This is a genomic window from Stenotrophomonas sp. NPDC077421 (assembly GCF_049545505.1).
GTDB lineage: Bacteria > Pseudomonadota > Gammaproteobacteria > Xanthomonadales > Xanthomonadaceae > Stenotrophomonas > Stenotrophomonas nematodicola.
In genome coordinates, this window is record NZ_JBMWDP010000008.1 from 1 (window position 1) to 19,457 (window position 19,457).

Consider the following 19,457-nt stretch of genomic DNA (forward strand, 5'->3'; position numbering starts at 1 on the left):
CACCCCCCCCGAGCAGCTCGCCTCGTGCCTCCTGCTGGATACGCCGCAGGATTCGCTGGAGGCGATCTACTCCAAGTACGGCGACATCGCCCAGCTGTCCAAGTTCTCCGGCGGCATCGGCGTCAGCTACACCCGCGTGCGTTCGCGCGGTTCGCTGATCAAGTCGACCAACGGCCACTCCAACGGCATCGTGCCGTGGCTCAAGACGATGGATTCGTCGGTCGCTGCGGTGAACCAGGGCGGCAAGCGCAAGGGCGCGGCCTGTGTGTACCTGGAAACCTGGCACGCCGACATCGAGGACTTCCTCGAGCTGCGCGACAACACCGGCGACGAATCGCGCCGTGCGCACAACCTGAATCTGGCCAACTGGATCCCGGACCTGTTCATGAAGCGCGTCGAGGCCGACCAGGAATGGTCGCTGTTCGATCCGCGCGTGGTGCCCGAGTTCACCGACCTGTTCGGTGAAGCCTTCGAGCAGGCCTACCTGCAGGCCGAAGCCCAGGGCAAGGCCAACCGCACCATTTCCGCGCGCAAGCTGTACTCGCGGATGATGCGTACCCTGGCCGAGACCGGCAACGGCTGGATGACCTTCAAGGACAAGTGCAACCGCGCCAGCAACCAGACCCTGCGTCCGGGCAACGTGATCCACCTGTCCAACCTGTGCACCGAAATCCTGGAAGTCACCTCGGCCGAAGAAACCGCGGTGTGCAACCTGGGCTCGATCAACCTGGGCAACCATTTCGATGCCCACGGCGAGTTCGACTACGAGAAGCTGGCCGACACCGTGCGCCTGGCCGTGCGTCAGCTCGACCGCGTGATCGATCTGAACTTCTATCCGATCGAATCGGCACGCCGCGGCAACCTGCGCTGGCGTCCGGTCGGCCTGGGCTGCATGGGCCTGCAGGACGTGTTCTTCCGCAAGCGCCTGGCCTTTGACAGTGCCGAAGCCCGCGCGCTGTCGAAGAAGATCGCCGAAACGATCTACTTCCACGCACTGGAAACCTCGGTCGAACTGGCCCAGGAACGCGGCAAGCACCCGTCCTTCGCCGACACCCGTGCGGCCAGTGGCGAACTGCAGTTCGACGCCTGGAACGTGGTGCCCGAAGACAGCGCGCGCTGGGATGCCCTGCGCGAGCGCATCAAGGAACATGGCCTGCGCAACTCGCTGATGATCGCCATCGCCCCGACCGCGACCATCGCCTCGATCGCCGGCTGCTACGAGTGCGTGGAACCGCAGGTGTCCAACCTGTTCAAGCGCGAGACCCTGTCCGGCGACTTCCTGCAGGTCAACCGTTACCTGGTCAACGAGCTGAAGAAGCTGGGTCACTGGACGCCGGAAATGCGCGATGCGATCAAGCTGGCCGAAGGTTCCATCCAGGGCATCGCCCAGATTCCGGAAACCCTGCGCCACGTCTACCGCACCGCCTGGGAACTGCCGATGCGCTCGCTGATCGACATGGCCGCCGACCGTGGCGCGTTCATCGACCAGTCCGCCTCGCTCAACCTGTTCATGGAAAGCCCGAACATCGGGGCGATGTCCTCCATGTACATGTACGCCTGGAAGCAGGGCATCAAGACCACGTACTACCTGCGTTCGCGTCCGGCCACCAAGATCGCCAAGACCACTGTCAGCAGCTACACCCCGGTGGACGCCGTGGCCTGCTCGCTGGAGAACCCGGAAGCCTGCGAGGCGTGCCAGTAAGAAGGGCGTGCCGGCCCAGCAGGGCCGGCATTCCAACGGCTCGGTACCGGCTGCTGGTCGGTACGGAACCTGATCGACACCACCAACACCGCTGTCACCGCAGGCGCTCCGGCGCCTGCCGTGCCGGAAGCCCGCCGCGCACACGCGCGGGTCTTTCGACGCGTCCCCCGGGACGCCGCCAACCGAAACAAGGACTGCCCTCATGGCCGACAAGCCCCGTCAAATGCTGCTCGATCCCGGTTTTGAACTGACTCTGCGCCCGATGCGCTACCCGCAGTTCTATGACATGTATCGCAACGCGATCAAGAACACCTGGACCGTGGAAGAGATCAACTTCCAGATCGACATCAGCGACCTGCATGGCAAGATGTCGCCGGGCGAGCGCCACCTGATCCACCGCCTGGTCGCGTTCTTCGCCACCGGCGATTCGATCGTGTCCAACAACCTGGTGCTGAACCTGTATCAGCACCTGAATGCGCCCGAAGCGCGCATGTACCTGTCGCGCCAGCTGTACGAAGAAGCGCTGCACGTGCAGTTCTACCTGACCCTGCTCGACAACTATCTGCCCGATCCGGACGAACGCGCCAAGGCGTTCGACGCCGTGGAGAACATCGACTCGATCAAGAAGAAGGCCGACTTCTGCTTCAAGTGGATCGACTCGATCCAGAACCTCAAGCGCATCGAGACCCGTGACGAGCGCCGCCAGTTCCTGCTCAACCAGATCTGCTTCGCGGCGTGCATCGAAGGCCTGTTCTTCTTTGCTGCATTCGCCTACGTGTACTACTTCCGTTCGCGTGGCCTGCTCAACGGCCTGGCCTCGGGTACCAACTGGGTTTTCCGCGACGAAAGCGCGCACATGGAGTTCGCCTTTGAATGCGTGGACGTGATCCGCGAGGAAGAGCCGGACCTGTTCGACGATGCGATGAAGCAGCAGGTGTATGACATGCTCGCCGAAGCCATCGAATGCGAAGTGCAGTTCGCCGAAGACGTGCTCTCCGGCGGCGTGGCGGGCATTTCCACCCGCGACATGCGCCAGTACCTGCAGCACTGCGCCGACAACCACTTCCACCGCCTGGGCATGGAAAAGAAGTACAACGTGCGCAACCCGCTGAGCTTCATGGAACTGCAGGACGTGCAGGAACTGACCAACTTCTTCGAGCGCCGTTCCTCGGCCTACCAGGTTGGCGTGAAGGGCGAAGTCGCCTTCGACATGTCGTTCTGATCCCACGCTGCCGTGCGTGAAGCAGACAGCCCCGGCCTGGCCGGGGCTGTCTGTTTGGCGGTACCCGCCACCCGCTCACTGCGCCTGCCGTATCATCCGCGCGACCCCACATGTACCGGCCGCCCCCATGACCGCTTCCCCCGACACCGTCCCGCCCATCGAAGTCCGCATGGCCGAGATCGTCTTCCCCAACCACACCAACCACATGGGCACCCTGTTCGGTGGCCAGGCGCTGGCGTGGATGGACAAGGCCGCCTTCCTTGCCGCCGCGCGCTATTCGCGCCGCACCGTGGTCACCGCCCGCTCGGACCAGGTCGACTTCAAGCTGCCCATCCGCATCGGACAGATGGTGGAGACCGTCGGCCGCATCGTCGAGGTGGGCCGCAGCTCGATGAAGGTGGAAGTGGAGCTGATCGCCGAAGACCTGCACAACGGCGAGCGCAAACTCTGCACGCGTGGCCACTTCGTGATGATCGCCCTGGACGACGCCGGCCAGCCGGTCGCCGTGCCGGCACTGCCCGAGCCCATTCCCGGGCCCTGAGGGCAATTGCGCTGGCCCGGCAGCGCCCCCATCTGATCGCCATGACCCCCGCACTCGCCGATTTCATCGACCGCGCCCGGCGCCTGTTCGTGCTTACCGGCGCCGGCTGCAGCACCGACTCGGGCATCCCCGACTACCGCGATGCCGATGGCCAGTGGAAGCGCACCCCGCCGGTGACCTTCCAGGCCTTCATGGGTGAGCTGTCCACCCGCCAGCGTTACTGGGCGCGCAGCCTGGCGGGATGGCCCCGCTTCGGCCAGGCCCAGCCCAACGGCACCCACGCCGCGCTGGCGGCGCTGGAGGCGCGCGGGCAGGTGGAGGTGCTGCTGACCCAGAACGTGGACCGGCTGCACCAGCGCGCCGGCAGCGTGGGCGTCATCGACCTGCACGGCCGGCTGGACCAGGTGCGCTGCATGGGCTGCGAGGCGCGCATTCCGCGCGAGGCGTTCCAGTACATCCTGCTGGCACACAACCCCGACTGGCAGCACCTGGACGCAGCGCAGGCCCCGGACGGCGACGCCGATCTGGAGGGCGTGGCGTTCGACACCTTCCAGGTACCTGCCTGCGCGCAGTGTGGCGGCCTCCTCAAGCCCGACGTGGTGTTCTTCGGCGAGAGCGTGCCCCGCGAGCGCGTGGCCGCCGTGCACGCCCACCTGCAGCAGGCCGACGCCGTTCTGGTGGTGGGTTCGTCGCTGATGGTCTACTCCGGCTTCCGGTTCGTGCAGGCCGCCGCCAACGCGGGCCTGCCGGTGGCCGCGCTGAACCTGGGCCGCACCCGTGCAGACGACCTGCTCACCCTCAAGGTGGAGCAGCCCTGCGCGGCCGCCCTCTCATTCCTGCTGCCGGCGAACGCATCGGCCTGAAGCGCACGGCCCGCCTGGTAGAGCGGGGCTCTGCCCCGCTGGCCACACCGTTCCATCCAATGAGCCGCCCGTCCCCCGCCCTGGTAGAGCGGGGCTCTGCCCCGCTGGCCACACCATTCCATCCAATGAGCCGCCCGCCCCCCGCCCTGGTAGAGCGGGGCTCTGCCCCGCTGGCCGCACCGTTCCATCCAATGAGCCGCCCGCCCCCGGCCCTGGTAGAGCGGGGCTCTGCCCCGCTGGCCACACCGTTCCACCCAATGAGCCGCCCGTCCCCCGCCCTGGTAGAGCGGGGCTCAGCCCCGCTGGCCACACCGTTCCACACACAAGGTTGCCTGCACGCCCACATCGGAGTGCAATAACGCCCCGGTTTCATTCTTCCTCCCCCGAGTCCCCCTTGAGTCAGCTCTTCTCTCCCGTCTCTTTTGGCCCGCTGTCGCTGTCCAACCGCATCGTCATCGCGCCGATGTGCCAGTACTCCTCCACCGATGGCCTGGCCAACGACTGGCACCAGATCCACCTGGGCCAGCTGTCGCAGTCCGGGGCCGGCCTGTTGATCCTGGAAGCCACCGCCGTGCTGCCCGAGGGCCGCATCAGCTGGGCCGACCTGGGCCTGTGGGACGACGCCACCGAGGCCGCGCTCACGAAGGTGATTGATGCGGTGAAGCGCTGGTCGCCGATGCCGCTGGGCGTGCAGCTCGCCCACGCCGGGCGCAAGGCGTCCTCGGCGCGGCCGTGGGACGGCGGCGGCGCACTGCCGGCCAGCGACCCGCGCGCCTGGACCACTCACGCCCCGTCCGCGCTCCCGTTCGCGGCCAATGGCCCCGTGCCCGAGGCGCTGGACGAGGCCGGCATCGATGCCGTGGTCGAGGCCTTCGCCACCGCCGCGCGCCGCGCCGAGCGCGCCGGGCTGGATCTGATCGAGCTGCATGCCGCGCACGGCTACCTGCTGCACCAGTTCCTGTCGCCCCTGAGCAACAAGCGCCAGGACCCGTACGGCGGTTCGCTGGAAAACCGCATGCGCCTGCTCGTGCGTGTGTTCGACGCCGTGCGCGAAGCGGTTTCCGACCGCATCAGTGTGGGCGTGCGCATCTCGGCCAGTGATTGGGTCGACGGTGGCTGGGACATCGAGCAGAGCAGCACCCTGGCCCAGATCCTGGACATGCGCGGCTGCCAGTTCCTGCACGTCTCCAGCGGCGGCCTCGATGCGCGCCAGAAGATCCCGCAGGAGCCGGGCTATCAGGTGCCGTTTGCGGCGGCGATCAAGGCCAAGGTCAAAATGCCCGTCATCGCGGTGGGTCTGATCACCGATCCGTCGCAGGCCGAATCGATCCTGCGCCACAACCACGCCGACGCCATCGCGCTTGCCCGCGGCATCCTCTACGACCCGCGCTGGCCGTGGCACGCCGCCGCCGCCCTGGGCGACTCACTCGCCCCGGCACCGCAGTACCTGCGCTGCGAGCCGCGCGAAGCACGCGGCGTGTTTCTCGCGCCGGAGGGCTGAGACCGGAGGGCCGGCAGGGGCGCACGTGTCCAGGGCGGCGTCAGCGGATCTGGTTGGAAGTGCATATGTCCAATCCACTCCCCATCGATACGTTGATGTCGGCCATCAGAGTCACAGACGAGAGAATTCCCCTCGCGTAGAACGGCACGTGCGGCTCGCTTGCCGCGACATGCGTGAGGGGAAGGGACTGAAACACATCGCTCGATACTGCTCAGCCGTACTCTTCGCTGCCGGGGTTCTTCCGGCAGCGCCGGCCCCCTAGACCGTGTCCACCCGCCAGGCCTCGGGCAGCGCATCGAGCAGGGCCTGCATCAACGCCCGCACCTTGGGCGTGAGGTCGCGGCGGTCGCTGACGCACAGGAACAGCCGCATCGGCTCGGGTGAGGTGCGGGCGCCGTCGCCGGTGGCGAACAGCACCTGCAGTTCGCCACGCGACAGCCACGGCGCCGCCACGAACGCGGCCAACCGGGCAATGCCGCCGCCTGCGGCCGCCATCGCGGCCAGCGCATCGATGTCGTCGCAGACCAGCGCAGGGCGCATCCCGGCGTCGAACCGGATGCCGTCGCGCACGAAGCCCCACGGCAGCAGGCGCCCGTCCACCGGGTAGCGGAACACCAGACAGCGATGGTCGCGCAGCGCATCCGGCGTGGACGGGGTCCCTGCCTGCGCCAGGTACGAGGGCGCCGCGCAGACCACGAACGGGACCTGCGCGATGGGCCGCGCCACGATCCCGTCCACCAGTTGCTGTTCGATCCGCAAGCTGACATCCACGTCTTCGCGTGCGTGGTCCACTGCGCGGTCGGTGAGCAGCAGTTCGATCTCCAGCCGCGGATGGCGCGCCTGCAGGGCCGGCAGCAGCGGGGCCAGCACGTGCCGACCGAATGCAGCGGTACTGGCCACGCGCAGGCGGCCCTGCGGGGTCGCCTCCGGATCGGTCACGGCAGCCTGCGCCCGCTGCAGATCGCGCTCGATGTGGCGTACTTCGGCCAGGTACAGCGCGCCGCGTTCGGTCAACGCCAGCGTGCGGGTGGTGCGGTTGAACAGGCGCACGCCCAGGTGGGCTTCCAGCCGCGCAATGTTCTGCCCCACCGCCGCCGGGCTGATCCCGAGCGTACGCGCGGCGGCGGCCAGGCTGCCGGCGTCGGCGGTCCGGATGAAACTGCGGATTGACTGGAGAATGTTCATGATGGCGCCAATCAAGGCCGGTCATTGCAAAGATTGTCTTTATAAAGAGCCAATCCGTCGCGGTCTACCGGCCCCCCGCTGCCCTGACTATCGTGCCGGTCCCGCAACCGCCGGTTGCCCTTGATCGGATCGCTCCGCATGTCGCTCCCCCCGCAGACCCTGCCGGCCCGTCGCTGGAAGCTCGGCAGCCGCTCCACGCCCTACGTGTTCGCCTTCTTCATGGCCTCGATCATGGCGATGCTGATGTGCCTGGTGATCACCGCCGCCAACGCCGGGCTGGACGCGCACTATCCCGCCCGCGTGTTCGGTGCGTACCGGTTGGCCATGCCCACTGCGTTCTGCTGCATCCTGGTGGTGCGCCCGCTGGTGATGCGGCTGGTGGCACTGACCGTGCATCCGCCGCGTTGAACGCACCGCAGGCCAATGGTTGCAGCTGAGAGCAACCATCCCGCTACGGAGGGCGCTCACTTACACTGCCGTGATGCGCCCCGATTCCATCCTCACCCTGTCATGCCCGGACCGTACCGGGATCGTCTACCGCGTGTCCGGCCTGCTGTTCGAGCTGGGCTGCAACATCCTCGATGCCCAGCAGTTCGGCGACGAGGAGAGCGGCCGGTTCTTCCTGCGCGTGCATTTCGATCGCGCCGCCGAAAGGTCGCTGGCAGACGTGGAAGCGCGCATGGCCACGCTGGGCAGCGAGTTCACGATGGACTGGCAACTGCACGATGCGCGTCGTCGGGCACGGCTGCTGGTGCTGGTCAGCAGGCAGGGGCATTGCCTCAACGACCTGCTGTTCCGTGCGCACAGCCGCCAGCTGCAGGTGGATATCGCGGCGGTGGCCTCCAACCACACCGACTTCGCCGCTCTCGCCGGCTCCTACGGTGTCCCGTTCCACCACCTGCCGGTGAACGCCGACAACCGCGCCGTGCAGGAGCAGCAGATCATTGACCTGGTCGAACGCGAGAAGATCGATCTGGTGGTACTGGCGCGGTACATGCAGATCCTGTCGCCGCGCCTGTGCCAGGCGCTGGCGGGGCAGGCGATCAACATCCATCACAGCTTCCTGCCCAGCTTCAAGGGCGCGCAGCCGTACCACCAGGCGCACGCACGCGGGGTCAAGATCATCGGTGCGACCGCGCACTATGTGACCGACGATCTGGACGAAGGTCCGATCATCGAACAGGACGTGGCGCGCGTGGACCACGCGATGACCCCGCGGGATCTGGTGCGGCTGGGCAGCGATACCGAGTCGCAGGTGCTGGCGCGCGCGGTACGGCGGCATGTCGAGCATCGCATCCTGCGCAATGGACACCGCACGGTGGTGTTCCGCTGATCGCGGTGGCCGATGCTATGCTCCGGTCCCTGTCCTGCAATGGAGTGCGCGATGAATACCGATCCGATGGTGTGGGTGAAGCTGCTGGCCGTACTGGGTGTATGCGCGGTGGTGGTGGGCGGTTCGATCTGGTTGCTGGTGTGGGTGTTCCAGCGCAATGCACGGCTGGAAGCCGAGCGCCAGCGCAAGGCCGCCGCCAAGCAGCCGCCACAGGCCTGAGCCGGCGGCGTACCCCTCAGCGCAGCGTGATGCTGCTGGCCGCCAGCGCCGCGCGCGTGGCATCGTCGTTGGCGGCACTGACCGGGCGCGTCAGCGCCCACAGATAGCCCACGCGGAAGCCGGCGGCGGCCGCATCCTGTGCGGTCCACAGCACGCAGTAGTCGCGTGCCAGGCCGCACACATGCACCTCGGCGATACCGCGTTCGCGCAGCCAGCCGGCCAGCCCGGTGGGTGGCCGCTGGCCATCGGCGTCGTGGTTTTCCTGGAAGGCGCTGTACGAATCGACGTGGCGGTTGCGTCCCTTGCGCAGGATCATCGCCGCCGGCGTCCAGTCCACGCCGGCGTGCAATGCGGCGCCGGGCGTGCCCTGCACGCAGTGGTCCGGCCACAGCGTCTGCGGGTGGCCGTGCAGGGCAATCTGCTCGAACGGGGCGTGGCCGGGATGCTGGCTGGCAAACGACGCATGATCGGCCGGGTGCCAGTCCTGGGTCGCCACCACGGTGGCATAGCGGCCCTGTGCCAGCAGCGCGGCGATGTCCGCCACGATCGCATCGCCGTCCTCGCAGGGCAGCGCGCCACCGGGCATGAAGTCCGGCTGCAGATCGACCACGATCAGGGCGACATCGGTGGGAAAGCGGTTCATGGCAGCATCACGCAGGCGGGGCGTCCAGTCTAGCCGACGCCCCGGTGGCGGTCAGTCGTCGTCGCCCGGTCGCGATGTGCCGTCGCCGTAGTACAGCACCCCGATTCTGATCCGCTCGCGGCCGTTCTCGCGGCGGTGGCGGTTGGCATCGCGCAGCGAGTACACGCAGCCACAGTACTCCTGCTGGTAGAACTGCTCGCGCTTGCTGATCTCGATCATGCGCGCGGCACCGCCGCCCTTGCGCCAGTTGTAATCCCAGTACTGGATACCCGGGTAGTGCGCGGCGGCGCGGTGGCCGCAGTCGTTGATCTGGTTCATGTCCTTCCAGCGCGAGATGCCCAGCGAACTGCTGATCACCTGGAAGCCGTGTTCGTGCGCGTACAGCGCCGTGCGCACAAAGCGCATGTCGAAACACATGGTGCAGCGGATGCCGCGCTCGGGCTCGTTCTCCATGCCGCGTGCGCGTGAAAACCAGTTGTCGGTGTCGTAGTCGGCATCGACGAACGGCACGCCGTGTTTCTCGGCAAAACGGATGTTCTCCTGCTTGCGCAGTTCGTACTCCTTCACCGGGTGGATGTTGGGGTTGTAGAAGAAGATCGTGTAATCGATGCCCGAGGCAGTGATCGCCTCCATGACTTCGCCGGAGCACGGGGCGCAGCACGAATGCAGCAGCAGCCTGGTGTGGCCACCCGGCAGGGTGAGAGTGGGGCGGTCGATCGGGGGGGTGTGAGGCAGTGTCATGCGATGTCTCGTCGACCGCCCCGCCGGCAACGGCGGCGGCGCGGTCTTTGGGGCCAGGCGTGGCGGTGGGTCAGGCGGCGTTGGCGTCGGCGCTTTCCTCGCGCAGCTGGCGCGCGGCGGCCACCAGCGCGTCGAGGGCGGCGCGGGTTTCCTTCCAGCCGCGTGTCTTGAGCCCGCAGTCCGGGTTGACCCAGATCTGCTCCGGACGCAGGACCTCGGCGGCCTTGCGCAGCAGCGCGAGCATCTCCTCCTTGTCCGGCACGCGCGGCGAATGGATGTCGTACACGCCCGGACCGATCTCGTTGGGGTACTGGAAGCGGACGAACGCATCCAGCAGCTCCATGCGCGACCGCGAGGTCTCGATGGAGATCACGTCGGCATCCATTGCGGCGACCGAATGGATGATGTCGTTGAACTCGGAGTAGCACATGTGGGTGTGGATCTGCGTCGCGTCGCGCACGCCGCTGGCGCTGATCCGGAACGCTTCCACCGCCCAGTCCAGGTACTCGCGCCACTGCGCGCGACGCAGCGGCAAGCCCTCGCGGATGGCCGGTTCGTCGATCTGGATCACACCGATGCCGGCCGCTTCCAGGTCCAGCACCTCATCGCGCAGGGCCAGCGCGATCTGCCGGCAGGTCGCGGCACGCGACTGGTCATCGCGCACGAACGACCACTGCAGCACCGTCACCGGGCCGGTCAGCATGCCTTTCATCGGCCGGTCGGTGAGCGACTGCGCGTACTGCGACCAGCGCACCGTCATCGGCTGGGGACGGGTCACATCGCCGTAGATCACCGGCGGTTTCACGCAGCGCGAACCGTAGCTCTGCACCCACCCGCTCCTGGTGAACGCGAAACCATCGAGCTGCTCGCCGAAGTACTCGACCATGTCGTTGCGCTCGAACTCGCCGTGCACCAGCACGTCCAGCCCGATCTGCTCCTGCACGCGCACGCAGTGTTCGGTCTGGGTGGCGAGGAAGGCATCGTAGTCGGCAGCGGAGAGCTTGCCGGACTTGTTGCGCGCACGCGCTTCACGCACCTCCAGGGTCTGTGGGAACGACCCGATGGTGGTGGTGGGGAAGCGCGGCAGCTTGAGGGCGGCCGCCTGCGCCAGGTGACGTTGCGGGTAGCGGCTGTGGCGCTGCGCATCGGCCGGGGTCAGCGCGGCCAGACGCGCGGCGACGGCCGGCTTGTGCACGCGCGGCGACTGCCGGCGCGACTCGATGCGGGCCCGTGCCTCGGCCAGCCCGGCCTCGGCATGCGCGGCGCCATCGATGGCGTCGGCGAGCAGGCGCAGCTCCTGCAGCTTCTGTCGTGCGAAGGCCAGCCAGCCGCGCAGCTCATCGTCGAGCCTGGTTTCCAGCACGAGGTCCACCGGGCTGTGCAGCAGCGAGCACGACGGGGACAGCCACAGCCGGTTGCCCAGGTGGCCATGCGCGTAGCGCGCCAGCACCAGCGCGTTGTCCAGATGGGTACGCCAGATGTTGCGGCCGTTGACCAGGCCAGCTGACAGCACGCGGCCGGCCGGGAGTGCCTTGATCACCGCATCCAGCTGTTCCGGTGCGCGCACCAGGTCCACGTGCAGGCCATCGACGGGCAAAGAGGCCGCCAGCGGGAGGTTGTCGTCCAGCGCGCCGAAGTAGGTGGCCAGCAGCACCTTCGGGCGCGGCGCGGTGGCCAGCGTGGCGTAGGCATGCACGTAGGCGGCGCGTGCCGTCTCGTCCAGATCCTGCACCAGCAGCGGCTCGTCCAGCTGCACCCACTCGGCGCCGGCGTCCTTCAGGGCGCCAAGCAGCTCGACGTAGACCGGCAGCAGCGCGTCCAGCAGATCCAGCGCCGGGCTGCCATCCACGGTCTTGGACAGCAGCAGGAAGCTCACCGGGCCCAGCAGTACCGGCCGCGTCTGGATGCCCAGCGCGCGGGCTTCGCGATACTCGGCCAACGGCTTGTCGCCGCGCAGTGCGAAGCCCTGTCCAGCCTGCAGCTCGGGCACCAGGTAGTGGTAGTTGGTGTCGAACCACTTGGTCATTTCAAGCGCGTGCAGGTCGTGGCCATCGCGCTGCACGCCACGGGCCAGGGCGAAGTAGCCGGCCAGCGGGTCGGCATCGGCCAGCGCGCGGTAGCGCGCCGGAATCGCGTCGAACAGGAACGCGGCATCAAGCACCTGGTCGTAGAGGCTGAAGTCGTTGCTCGGCGGTACGTCCACCCCGGCCTCGCGCTGCAGCTGCCAATGGCGGGCGCGCAGCGCGCGGGCGGTGTCCTGCAGCGATTGCGCGCTGCTCTCGCCGGACCAGTACGCCTCCAGCGCGCGCTTGAGCTCGCGCTTGGCGCCGATGCGCGGAAAACCCAGGTTGGTAACGGTAGTCATTGGAACGTGTCCTCATTGCGTAGGGGCATTGAGGAACGAAGGAACCGCGCGCCGTCCACGCCATTGCTGCCGTGCCCGCCCCGCCAGCGACCTTCGCCCCCGCGGGCGAACCGGATGCCGCGAAGCGGACGCACGGGGGCGGCGCCATGCTGGCGGCATGGCGGCAGGCCCCGGCAACCTCCCCGCGGACGTTCCAGGTCGAATCGGGGAACGGTCGTGTTCCCCGGCCGGGGCCGGTATTCGGGCTGATGGACACGGACGCGCACGCCCTCCTAGTACCTGCCGCTTCCCAGGCGGATGCCCAGTGCTGTTGGCGGGATTCGTTTCCATTCACCGCTGCGGGGCAGCTCCGGAATGGGCGCGCAAGGCGCCTTCACCGGATTCCCGTTTAAACCCATCCCTTCATCTGCATGAAGAGATGGATACCTTCGGCGAGCACAAGGTAGGCCGAAGGGGCGCGGTGGTCAAGGGGGGCCGGTTCGTCCTGGGTCGCGTCATGGGGCCTCTGCCGGTTCAGCCAGAACGTGCTTCGGGAGTGGGGCAGGCGCGCCAGCCACTGCATCCATGACGCCGTTGCCTGCGTATCTCCCGATGACCCCCCTGCGGAGCCGGACATGCGCCGAACCCTTCTTCCCTCGCTGCTGCTGGTGCTGATCCCGGCGCTGCCAGCCGCTGCCCAGCAGGTGCAGCGCCAGGAAGGCCGTGCCTACGCGCCCGCCGGCGGGCGCCTGCTGTACCACGAGACCCATTGGCTGCAGGGCCCGCCCGAGGCGCGCTCGCGGCTGGTGCTGTACCGCTGCGCGGACGGACGCGCCTTCGCGCGCAAATGGATGACCCCGCAGGGCAGTGCGCAGACCCCGGACTTCGCGTTCGAAGATGCGCGCAACGGCTACCAGGAAGGCCTGCAGGGCAGCGCCACCGCCCGCACCGTGTACGTGCGTGAGGACGCGCAGGCCGAACGCGTGAGCCGTACCATCGCGATTCCGTCCGACGCGGTGGTCGATGCCGGGTTCGACGCGGCCGTGCTCAAGCACTGGGACGCCCTCCAGGGCGGGCGCAGCGTGGCCTTCCAGTTCCTGCTGCCCAGCCGCCAGCGGCTGGTGCCATTGAAGCTGCAGCGCAGCGGTGCGGTCACCTGGCAGGGCCAGCCGGCCGAGCAGCTGCAGATGCGCCTGGATGCCTGGTTCGGCTTCGCCGTGCCGGCGGTGACCCTGATCTACGCGCGCGCCACACCCCGCCTCCTGCAGTTCTCCGGCACCGGCAACGTGCGTGATGAACACGGGCGCTACCCCCAGGTGCGCGTCGAGTTTGCCGAGGCGCCGGTCGCGGCAACGCCGGCCGAGCTGGCCTCCGCGCGGCAGCAACCGCTGGTGTCCGCATGCGCCGGATGAGTGCCCCCTTGCGCGGCAGGCGCGCAGCGACGACGATGCCGGCTGTTCCCCCGACGACATTGAGCCTGCGATGCCCGAGCTGGACACTGCCGATACCGGTGCCTCGCGGCGCCTCGATGAGCTGCTCGTCCAGGTCGCCACCGGCGACCGCCAGGCGTTTGAATCGGTTTACCAGTTGGCCTCCGGCCGTCTCTTCGCGATCTGCCTGCACATATTGCGCGACCGCGGCGATGCCGAGGACGTGCTGCAGGACGCCTTTGTCACGGTGTGGCACAAGGCCGCGCAGTTTGACCGCGCCAAGGCCTCAGCCATGACCTGGCTCTCCACGCTGGCCCGCAACCGCGCCATCGATCGCCTGCGCGCCGCACCGCCGCGCCCGCTGGACGATCTGTCGGTGGCCGAAGAGATTCCCGATTTCGCGCCGCAGCCGGCGCAGGCGGCCGAGCACGCCTCCGATCGCGAGCGCCTGGACGATTGCCTGGACACGCTGGAGCCTCGCCGGCGTTCGCTGATCCGGCTGGCCTTCCTGGATGGGGCGAGCTATGACGAACTGGCGCGCCGGATCGGTGCGCCGCTGGGATCGGTGAAAAGCTGGATCCGCCGTGGGCTGGGCCAACTACGGGTGTGCCTGGAACGATGAACGTCCGCGATCTCCACGATATGCCTCATGACGCCGAACCACCCGGCGCGGACATCCTGGCCGGTGAATACGTGCTCGGGGTGCTCGATGCCGCCCAGCGCGCCGAGGTGGAACAGCGCATCGCCCGTGATCCGGGCTTTGCGCGCCTGGTCAGCCAGTGGGAAAACCGGCTGGCGCCGCTGCTCGACTCACTCGGCACCGAGGCCGTCCCGGCCCACCTGTGGCCGCGTATCCGCACCTCGCTGGGCTGGCCGTCGGTGGGCGCCACACCGCGCGCCTGGCAGCGCACCGGCTTCTGGCAGGGCATGACGGCGCTGGCAGCGGTGGTCGCGCTGGTGGCGGTCCTTGCCCGCCGCGACGTGGTACCGGTGGCACCGGTAGCGCCGCCGGTGGCGGTCACCCCGACCACGCCGGCCGAGCCGGAACAGGCCACCAGGCCGGTCACGCCGCTGCTGCACGACGACGGTTCCCCTGGCTGGCTGGCCTCGGTCGACAAGGCCCACGGCAAAGTGTTGATGGTGCCGGTCCCGGCGCCGGCCGACGCCGCCGGGCGCGCGCCCGAGCTGTGGCTGATCCCGGCGGGCGGTGCACCGCGTTCGCTGGGCCTGGTCTCGATCAACCGCGCCCACACCGTGGCGGTACCGGACATGCTGCGTGATGCGCTGGTGAACGGTTCGGTGCTGGCGATCACGCTGGAACCGTCCGGCGGCGCCCCGCAGGGCATCCCGACCGGCCCGGTCATCGCCAAGGGCGACATCGCCAACCTCTAAGGTGCACTTTATTTCCGGATACGTGCATCCGGAAGGCCGCTGTTCCCGTATCTCCTGACAAGCACGCCAGGAGATGCGCGATATGTCGGCCGGACCCGCCCCTGCAACAGGACGCACCGCCCGCCGGGGCCTTTGGCCCACGGTGCGGCGCTGGTTTGATACCGGTGCCGACACGACGGTGGCGCCCGAAGCCGCGCAGCGCGTGGACTGGCTGCGCGCGATTCCGTTCGCGGCGATGCACCTGGCCTGCGTGGCGGTGTTGTGGGTGGGCGTGTCCTGGATCGCGGTCGGGGTCGCGGTGGCGCTGTATGCCGTGCGCATGTTCGCGATCACCGCCTTCTACCACCGCTACTTCGCGCACCGCACCTTCCGGACCTCGCGCGCGGTGCAGTTCGCGTTCGCCGTGATCGGCGCGGCCAGCGTGCAGCGGGGCCCGCTTTGGTGGGCCGCGCACCATCGGCACCACCATCGCCATACCGATACCCCGGCCGATCCGCACTCGCCGCGTGTGCACGGCTTCTGGTGGAGCCACATGGGCTGGTTCCTCACCCCCGAAGGGTTCCGCACCGACTTCGCGCGCATCCCGGACCTGGCGAAATATCCCGAACTGCGCTGGCTGGACCGCTTCGACACTCTGGTGCCGATCGTGTTGGCCGCCGCGTTGTTCGGCCTGGGGGCCATGCTCGAGCGCATCGCGCCGTCGTGGGGCACCAGCGGCGGCCAGATGCTGGTGTGGGGCTTCTTCATCTCCACGGTGGTGCTGTTCCACGCCACGGTGACCATCAACTCGCTGGCGCACCGCTTCGGCCGGCGCCGCTTCGCCACCGCCGACGACAGCCGCAACAACCTGTGGCTGGCACTGCTGACCTTCGGTGAAGGCTGGCACAACAACCATCACTTCTTCCCGGGCACAGTGCGCCAGGGCTTCTACTGGTGGGAAGTGGACATCACCTGGTACGGCCTGCGCGTGATGGGCTGGCTGGGCCTGGTACGCGATCTCAAACCGGTGCCGGCGTGGGTGCTGGCCAAGGCGGAGAACTGACATGCGCATCGCCGTGATCGGATCGGGCATCGCCGGCCTTGCGAGCGCCTGGTGGCTGTCGCAGCGCCACGAGGTGACCCTGTTCGAAGCCAACGACTACCTCGGCGGGCACACCCACACCCATACGGTGGAGGTGGACGGGCGCACGCAGGCGGTGGACACCGGGTTCATCGTGTTCAACCCGCTGCACTATCCCCTGCTCACCGCGCTGTTCGAGCAGCTCAACGTGGCGACGCGGGCGACCACCATGAGCTTTTCCGTGCACAGCGAGCGCAGCGGGCTGGAGTACAACGCCACCTCGCTGGATGCGCTGTTCTGCCAGCGCCGCAACCTGGTCTCGCCGCGCTTCTGGGGCATGCTGCGCGATCTGCGGCGCTTCTACCGCGAGGCACCGGCGCTGCTGCAGAGCGACGGGGACGGGCCATCGCTCGGTGAATACCTGCAGGACGGTGGCTACGGACGCGCCTTTGTGGACGAGCACCTGTTGCCGATGGCCTCGGCGCTCTGGTCGGCGCCCACGGCGGCGCTGGCCGCGTTCCCGGCACGCTACCTGGTGCAGTTCATGGCCAACCACCAGATGCTGCAGGTCAGTGGCCGTGCGCCGTGGCGGGTGGTGGAGGGCGGGTCGGCCCGCTACATCGACGCGATGCGGCGCCGCTGGCAGGTCCGGGAGCGTCTGGAGTGCCGGGTATACGGCGTGGAACGTCACGCGCAGGGCGTCCGCGTGCACAGTGCGGCCGGGCTGGAAGGGTTCGACCAGCTGGTGCTGGCCTGCCACAGCGACCAGGCGCTGGCGATGCTGTCCGATGCCGATCCGACCGAACGTGCCGTGCTCGGGGCGATCCGCTATCAGCCCAACGAGGTGGTCCTGCATACCGACGCCCGGCTGCTGCCCACGCACCGCAAGGCGTGGGCCGCCTGGAACGCCCACGTGCCGGCGTCGCCGACGGCACCGTGCACGGTCAGCTACTGCATGAACCTGCTGCAGGGCATCGACACGCCCACGCCGCTGGTGGTCACGCTTAACCGCAGCGAGGCGATCGACCCGGCCAAGGTGCTGCGCCGCCTGCAGTACTCGCACCCCGTGCACGACCACGCGATGGTGCGCGCGCAGGGGCGCTGGGCCGAGGTACAGGGCCGGCGCCGGACCTGGTTCGCCGGCGCTTACTGGGGCTGGGGCTTCCATGAGGACGGCATCCGCAGCGCGCGCCGTGTGGTGGATGCGCTGGACGCACTGGATGCCGACGCGTACTGGCCGTTGTCCGAGGCGGTGTCGGCATGAGCGCCAGCGCGATCTACCGCGGCCGCATGCGGCATCGCCGCCACCTGCCACAGGCCCACGCGTTCGGCTACCCGGTGGCGCAGCTGCTGCTGGATCTGGATGAGCTGGACCAGGTGTTCCGTGGCCGCTGGCTGTGGTCGGTGGGCCGCCGCAACCTGGCCGAATTCCGCCGCAGCGACTACCTCGGCGACCCGGCCGTGCCGCTGGCCGAGGCCGTGCGCGCGCGGGTGACCGAGGCGCTCGGCCACGCGCCGGCCGGACCGGTCCGCCTGCTCGCGCACCTGCGCTATGGCGGCCACGTGTTCAACCCGGTCAGCTTCTACTACTGCTACGCCGCCGACGGCACCACGCTGGAGTGCATCGTCGCGGAGATCACCAACACGCCCTGGAAGGAGCGGCACGCCTACGTGCTGCCGGTGGCCGCCGCCGATGCCCACGGCCGCGCGCTGGCATGGGAGTTCGACAAGCAGTTCCACGTCTCGCCCTTCATGCCGATGGACTGCCGCTACCGCTGGCGCTTCACCGCGCCGGGTGAGGATCTGCACGTGCACATGCAGGTCTGGCGCGAGGGTGCGCGCCAGTTCGATGCCGATCTGGTGCTGCAGCGCCAGCCGCTGGACCGCTGCGGCCTCGCCGGCGTCCTGCTGCGCTACCCGCTGATGACCCTGCAGGTGGTCGCGGCCATCCACTGGCAGGCGCTGCGCCTGTGGCTCAAGCGCACCCCCGTCCACGACCACCCTTCGCTTGCTGGAAAACGCCCATGAACGACATGACCCGGCCACGCCTGCCCGCCCTGCCCACCGCGCTGGAACGCTTCCTGCGCGATCGCCTGGTGTCCCAGCTGGCGCCGCTGCGCGGTGGCAGCCTGCACCTGCGCGATGCCGCCGGCGATGTGATGCTGGGCGATCCGACGGCAACGCTGCGCGTTACCGTGTGGGTGGACGATCCGGCGTTCTACCGCGCGGTGGCCGCGCAGGGCAGCGTCGGCGCCGGCGAGGCCTACATCCGGGGCGACTGGCGCTGCAGCGACCTGGTCGCGCTGGTGCAGCTGCTGGTGCGCAACCGCGACCTGCTCGACAGCATGGAGCGCGGCGTGGCGCGTGTCGGTGGTTGGCTGCTGAAGGGCTGGAACCGCCTGCGCCGCAACACCCGCGAAGGCAGCCGGCGCAACATCGCCGCGCACTACGACCTCGGCAACCCGTTCTTCTCGCTGTTCCTGTCCGAGGACCTGATGTATTCCTCGGCGCTGTACGCCAGCACCGGGGACCCGCTGGAGGCAGCCTCGCAGCGCAAACTCGCGCGCATCTGTGAACAGCTGCAGCTCACCGCCGATGATCGCGTCATCGAGATCGGCACCGGCTGGGGCGGTTTCGCGCTGTATGCGGCGCGCGAGATCGGCTGCCATGTCACCACCACCACCATTTCCGTCGAGCAGTACACGCTGGCCAAGGCGCGGGTGGAAGCCGCCGGCCTGCAGGACAGGGTGACCCTGCTGCTCAAGGACTACCGTGACCTGGAGGGCCAGTACGACAAGCTGGTCTCCATCGAGATGATCGAGGCGATCGGCGCACAGTACCTGGACACGTACTTCGCCACGCTCACCCGCCTGCTCAACCCCGACGGTCTGGCGCTGCTGCAGACCATCACCATCGAGGACCAGCGCTACGAACAGGCCCGCCGCAGCGTGGACTACATCAAGCGCTTCGTGTTCCCCGGGAGCTTCATTCCGTCGATCAACGCGATCGTCGCTGCCAAGACCCGCAGCAGCGACCTGCAGCTGATCGGCCAGCACGATTTCGGGCCGTCCTATGCGCTGACGCTGCGGGCCTGGCGGCACCGCTTCCTTGCCCAGCTGCCCGCCGTGCGCGCGCAGGGCTTCGATGCGCGTTTCATCCGGATGTGGGAGTTCTACCTGGCCTATTGCGAAGGCGGCTTCCTGGAGCGCTCGATCGGCGTGTCGCACCTGCTGATGGCGCGACCCGGCTACCGGCCTGCGCTGATCGCCGGGGAGGGCTGA

Annotated in this window: 19 protein-coding genes and 1 riboswitch; of the genes, 15 read left to right on the forward strand and 4 right to left on the reverse strand. The window is 68.5% G+C overall.

All coding sequences use genetic code 11. The features are described from left to right. The 5 genes from ACPEH1_RS05895 to ACPEH1_RS05915 all read left to right on the forward strand — a co-directional run. On the forward strand, positions 1-1,702 hold a 1,702-nt coding region (locus tag ACPEH1_RS05895; RefSeq protein WP_423715433.1), incomplete at its 5' end, for a ribonucleoside-diphosphate reductase subunit alpha. 202 nt (positions 1,703-1,904) lie between these two features. Next, complete coding sequence (locus ACPEH1_RS05900) at positions 1,905-2,924, forward strand: ribonucleotide-diphosphate reductase subunit beta (protein WP_017356696.1); 1,020 nt, start codon at positions 1,905-1,907, stop codon at positions 2,922-2,924. 127 nt (positions 2,925-3,051) lie between these two features. Beyond that, positions 3,052-3,465: an acyl-CoA thioesterase gene (locus ACPEH1_RS05905; protein WP_017356697.1), complete on the forward strand. Its 414-nt coding sequence runs from the start codon at positions 3,052-3,054 to the stop codon at positions 3,463-3,465. A 41-nt stretch (positions 3,466-3,506) separates the two neighbouring features. Then, on the forward strand, positions 3,507-4,328 hold the full coding sequence (locus tag ACPEH1_RS05910; protein WP_287248413.1) for an NAD-dependent protein deacetylase: 822 nt from the start codon (positions 3,507-3,509) through the stop codon (positions 4,326-4,328). Between the two features lie 394 nt (positions 4,329-4,722). Next, complete coding sequence (locus ACPEH1_RS05915) at positions 4,723-5,829, forward strand: NADH:flavin oxidoreductase/NADH oxidase (protein ID WP_136006629.1); 1,107 nt, start codon at positions 4,723-4,725, stop codon at positions 5,827-5,829. Positions 5,830-6,087: 258 nt separating this feature from the next. Here ACPEH1_RS05915 and ACPEH1_RS05920 read toward each other — a convergent pair whose 3' ends face one another. Continuing rightward, positions 6,088-7,014, reverse strand: a complete 927-nt coding sequence (locus ACPEH1_RS05920; RefSeq protein ID WP_026070901.1) for a LysR family transcriptional regulator — start codon at positions 7,012-7,014, stop codon at positions 6,088-6,090. Positions 7,015-7,152: 138 nt separating this feature from the next. Here ACPEH1_RS05920 and ACPEH1_RS05925 point away from each other — a divergent pair, with 138 nt between their 5' ends. The 3 genes from ACPEH1_RS05925 (at position 7,153) to ACPEH1_RS05935 (ending at position 8,566) form a co-directional block, all read left to right on the forward strand. Beyond that, a complete protein-coding gene (locus tag ACPEH1_RS05925; RefSeq protein ID WP_017356872.1) occupies positions 7,153-7,422 on the forward strand; it encodes a DUF2798 domain-containing protein in 270 nt (89 codons plus the stop codon). Between the two features lie 73 nt (positions 7,423-7,495). Further along, positions 7,496-8,347: a formyltetrahydrofolate deformylase gene (purU, locus tag ACPEH1_RS05930; protein ID WP_423715434.1), complete on the forward strand. Its 852-nt coding sequence runs from the start codon at positions 7,496-7,498 to the stop codon at positions 8,345-8,347. Between the two features lie 51 nt (positions 8,348-8,398). Further along, positions 8,399-8,566, forward strand: a complete 168-nt coding sequence (locus tag ACPEH1_RS05935) for a hypothetical protein (protein ID WP_017356870.1) — start codon at positions 8,399-8,401, stop codon at positions 8,564-8,566. Positions 8,567-8,582: 16 nt separating this feature from the next. Here the strand turns inward: ACPEH1_RS05935 and pncA are convergent, their stop codons facing one another. The 3 genes from pncA to metE form a co-directional block, all read right to left on the reverse strand. Next, positions 8,583-9,209: a bifunctional nicotinamidase/pyrazinamidase gene (gene pncA, locus ACPEH1_RS05940; RefSeq protein ID WP_166472476.1), complete on the reverse strand. Its 627-nt coding sequence runs from the start codon at positions 9,207-9,209 to the stop codon at positions 8,583-8,585. Positions 9,210-9,260: 51 nt separating this feature from the next. Beyond that, the gene (locus tag ACPEH1_RS05945) at positions 9,261-9,950 is read right to left on the reverse strand and encodes an epoxyqueuosine reductase QueH (protein WP_262071741.1); all 690 of its coding nucleotides are present in this window, start codon (positions 9,948-9,950) and stop codon (positions 9,261-9,263) included. 70 nt (positions 9,951-10,020) lie between these two features. Next, complete coding sequence (gene metE, locus ACPEH1_RS05950; RefSeq protein WP_423715435.1) at positions 10,021-12,315, reverse strand: 5-methyltetrahydropteroyltriglutamate--homocysteine S-methyltransferase; 2,295 nt, start codon at positions 12,313-12,315, stop codon at positions 10,021-10,023. A gap of 214 nt (positions 12,316-12,529) precedes the next feature. Then, positions 12,530-12,761, reverse strand: a riboswitch (cobalamin riboswitch). A 168-nt stretch (positions 12,762-12,929) separates the two neighbouring features. Here metE and ACPEH1_RS05955 point away from each other — a divergent pair. The 7 genes from ACPEH1_RS05955 (at position 12,930) to ACPEH1_RS05985 (ending at position 19,457) form a co-directional block, all read left to right on the forward strand. Further along, positions 12,930-13,706: a hypothetical protein gene (locus ACPEH1_RS05955; protein WP_423715436.1), complete on the forward strand. Its 777-nt coding sequence runs from the start codon at positions 12,930-12,932 to the stop codon at positions 13,704-13,706. Between the two features lie 70 nt (positions 13,707-13,776). Next, on the forward strand, positions 13,777-14,346 hold the full coding sequence (locus ACPEH1_RS05960; RefSeq protein ID WP_017356865.1) for a sigma-70 family RNA polymerase sigma factor: 570 nt from the start codon (positions 13,777-13,779) through the stop codon (positions 14,344-14,346). After that, positions 14,343-15,116: an anti-sigma factor gene (locus ACPEH1_RS05965; protein ID WP_017356864.1), complete on the forward strand. Its 774-nt coding sequence runs from the start codon at positions 14,343-14,345 to the stop codon at positions 15,114-15,116. The genes ACPEH1_RS05960 and ACPEH1_RS05965 overlap by 4 nt, the downstream gene beginning before the upstream one ends. 82 nt (positions 15,117-15,198) lie before the next feature. Then, positions 15,199-16,158, forward strand: coding sequence for an acyl-CoA desaturase (locus ACPEH1_RS05970; protein WP_313274830.1), 960 nt, complete (start codon positions 15,199-15,201; stop codon positions 16,156-16,158). A gap of 1 nt (position 16,159) precedes the next feature. After that, positions 16,160-17,440, forward strand: coding sequence for an NAD(P)/FAD-dependent oxidoreductase (locus ACPEH1_RS05975; RefSeq protein ID WP_136006640.1), 1,281 nt, complete (start codon positions 16,160-16,162; stop codon positions 17,438-17,440). Continuing rightward, positions 17,437-18,204 (forward strand): DUF1365 domain-containing protein, encoded by a 768-nt coding sequence (locus tag ACPEH1_RS05980; protein ID WP_423715437.1) that lies wholly within the window; start codon positions 17,437-17,439, stop codon positions 18,202-18,204. Before ACPEH1_RS05975 ends, ACPEH1_RS05980 begins: the two co-directional genes overlap by 4 nt. Beyond that, positions 18,201-19,457: a class I SAM-dependent methyltransferase gene (locus tag ACPEH1_RS05985; protein WP_423715438.1), complete on the forward strand. Its 1,257-nt coding sequence runs from the start codon at positions 18,201-18,203 to the stop codon at positions 19,455-19,457. Before ACPEH1_RS05980 ends, ACPEH1_RS05985 begins: the two co-directional genes overlap by 4 nt.

Excerpts from the sequence above, each read along its gene's own strand:
- ACPEH1_RS05900 (WP_017356696.1), top strand. The coding sequence starts at position 1,905 with ATGGCCGACAAGCCCCGTCAAATGCTGCTCGATCCCGGTTTTGAACTG.
- ACPEH1_RS05905 (WP_017356697.1), top strand. The coding sequence starts at position 3,052 with ATGACCGCTTCCCCCGACACCGTCCCGCCCATCGAAGTCCGCATGGCC.
- ACPEH1_RS05910 (WP_287248413.1), top strand. The coding sequence starts at position 3,507 with ATGACCCCCGCACTCGCCGATTTCATCGACCGCGCCCGGCGCCTGTTC.
- ACPEH1_RS05920 (WP_026070901.1), bottom strand. The coding sequence starts at position 7,014 with ATGAACATTCTCCAGTCAATCCGCAGTTTCATCCGGACCGCCGACGCC.
- ACPEH1_RS05925 (WP_017356872.1), top strand. The coding sequence starts at position 7,153 with ATGTCGCTCCCCCCGCAGACCCTGCCGGCCCGTCGCTGGAAGCTCGGC.
- purU (WP_423715434.1), top strand. The coding sequence starts at position 7,496 with ATGCGCCCCGATTCCATCCTCACCCTGTCATGCCCGGACCGTACCGGG.
- ACPEH1_RS05935 (WP_017356870.1), top strand. The coding sequence starts at position 8,399 with ATGAATACCGATCCGATGGTGTGGGTGAAGCTGCTGGCCGTACTGGGT.
- pncA (WP_166472476.1), bottom strand. The coding sequence starts at position 9,209 with ATGAACCGCTTTCCCACCGATGTCGCCCTGATCGTGGTCGATCTGCAG.
- ACPEH1_RS05945 (WP_262071741.1), bottom strand. The coding sequence starts at position 9,950 with ATGACACTGCCTCACACCCCCCCGATCGACCGCCCCACTCTCACCCTG.
- metE (WP_423715435.1), bottom strand. The coding sequence starts at position 12,315 with ATGACTACCGTTACCAACCTGGGTTTTCCGCGCATCGGCGCCAAGCGC.
- ACPEH1_RS05955 (WP_423715436.1), top strand. The coding sequence starts at position 12,930 with ATGCGCCGAACCCTTCTTCCCTCGCTGCTGCTGGTGCTGATCCCGGCG.
- ACPEH1_RS05960 (WP_017356865.1), top strand. The coding sequence starts at position 13,777 with ATGCCCGAGCTGGACACTGCCGATACCGGTGCCTCGCGGCGCCTCGAT.
- ACPEH1_RS05965 (WP_017356864.1), top strand. The coding sequence starts at position 14,343 with ATGAACGTCCGCGATCTCCACGATATGCCTCATGACGCCGAACCACCC.
- ACPEH1_RS05970 (WP_313274830.1), top strand. The coding sequence starts at position 15,199 with ATGTCGGCCGGACCCGCCCCTGCAACAGGACGCACCGCCCGCCGGGGC.
- ACPEH1_RS05975 (WP_136006640.1), top strand. The coding sequence starts at position 16,160 with ATGCGCATCGCCGTGATCGGATCGGGCATCGCCGGCCTTGCGAGCGCC.
- ACPEH1_RS05980 (WP_423715437.1), top strand. The coding sequence starts at position 17,437 with ATGAGCGCCAGCGCGATCTACCGCGGCCGCATGCGGCATCGCCGCCAC.
- ACPEH1_RS05985 (WP_423715438.1), top strand. The coding sequence starts at position 18,201 with ATGAACGACATGACCCGGCCACGCCTGCCCGCCCTGCCCACCGCGCTG.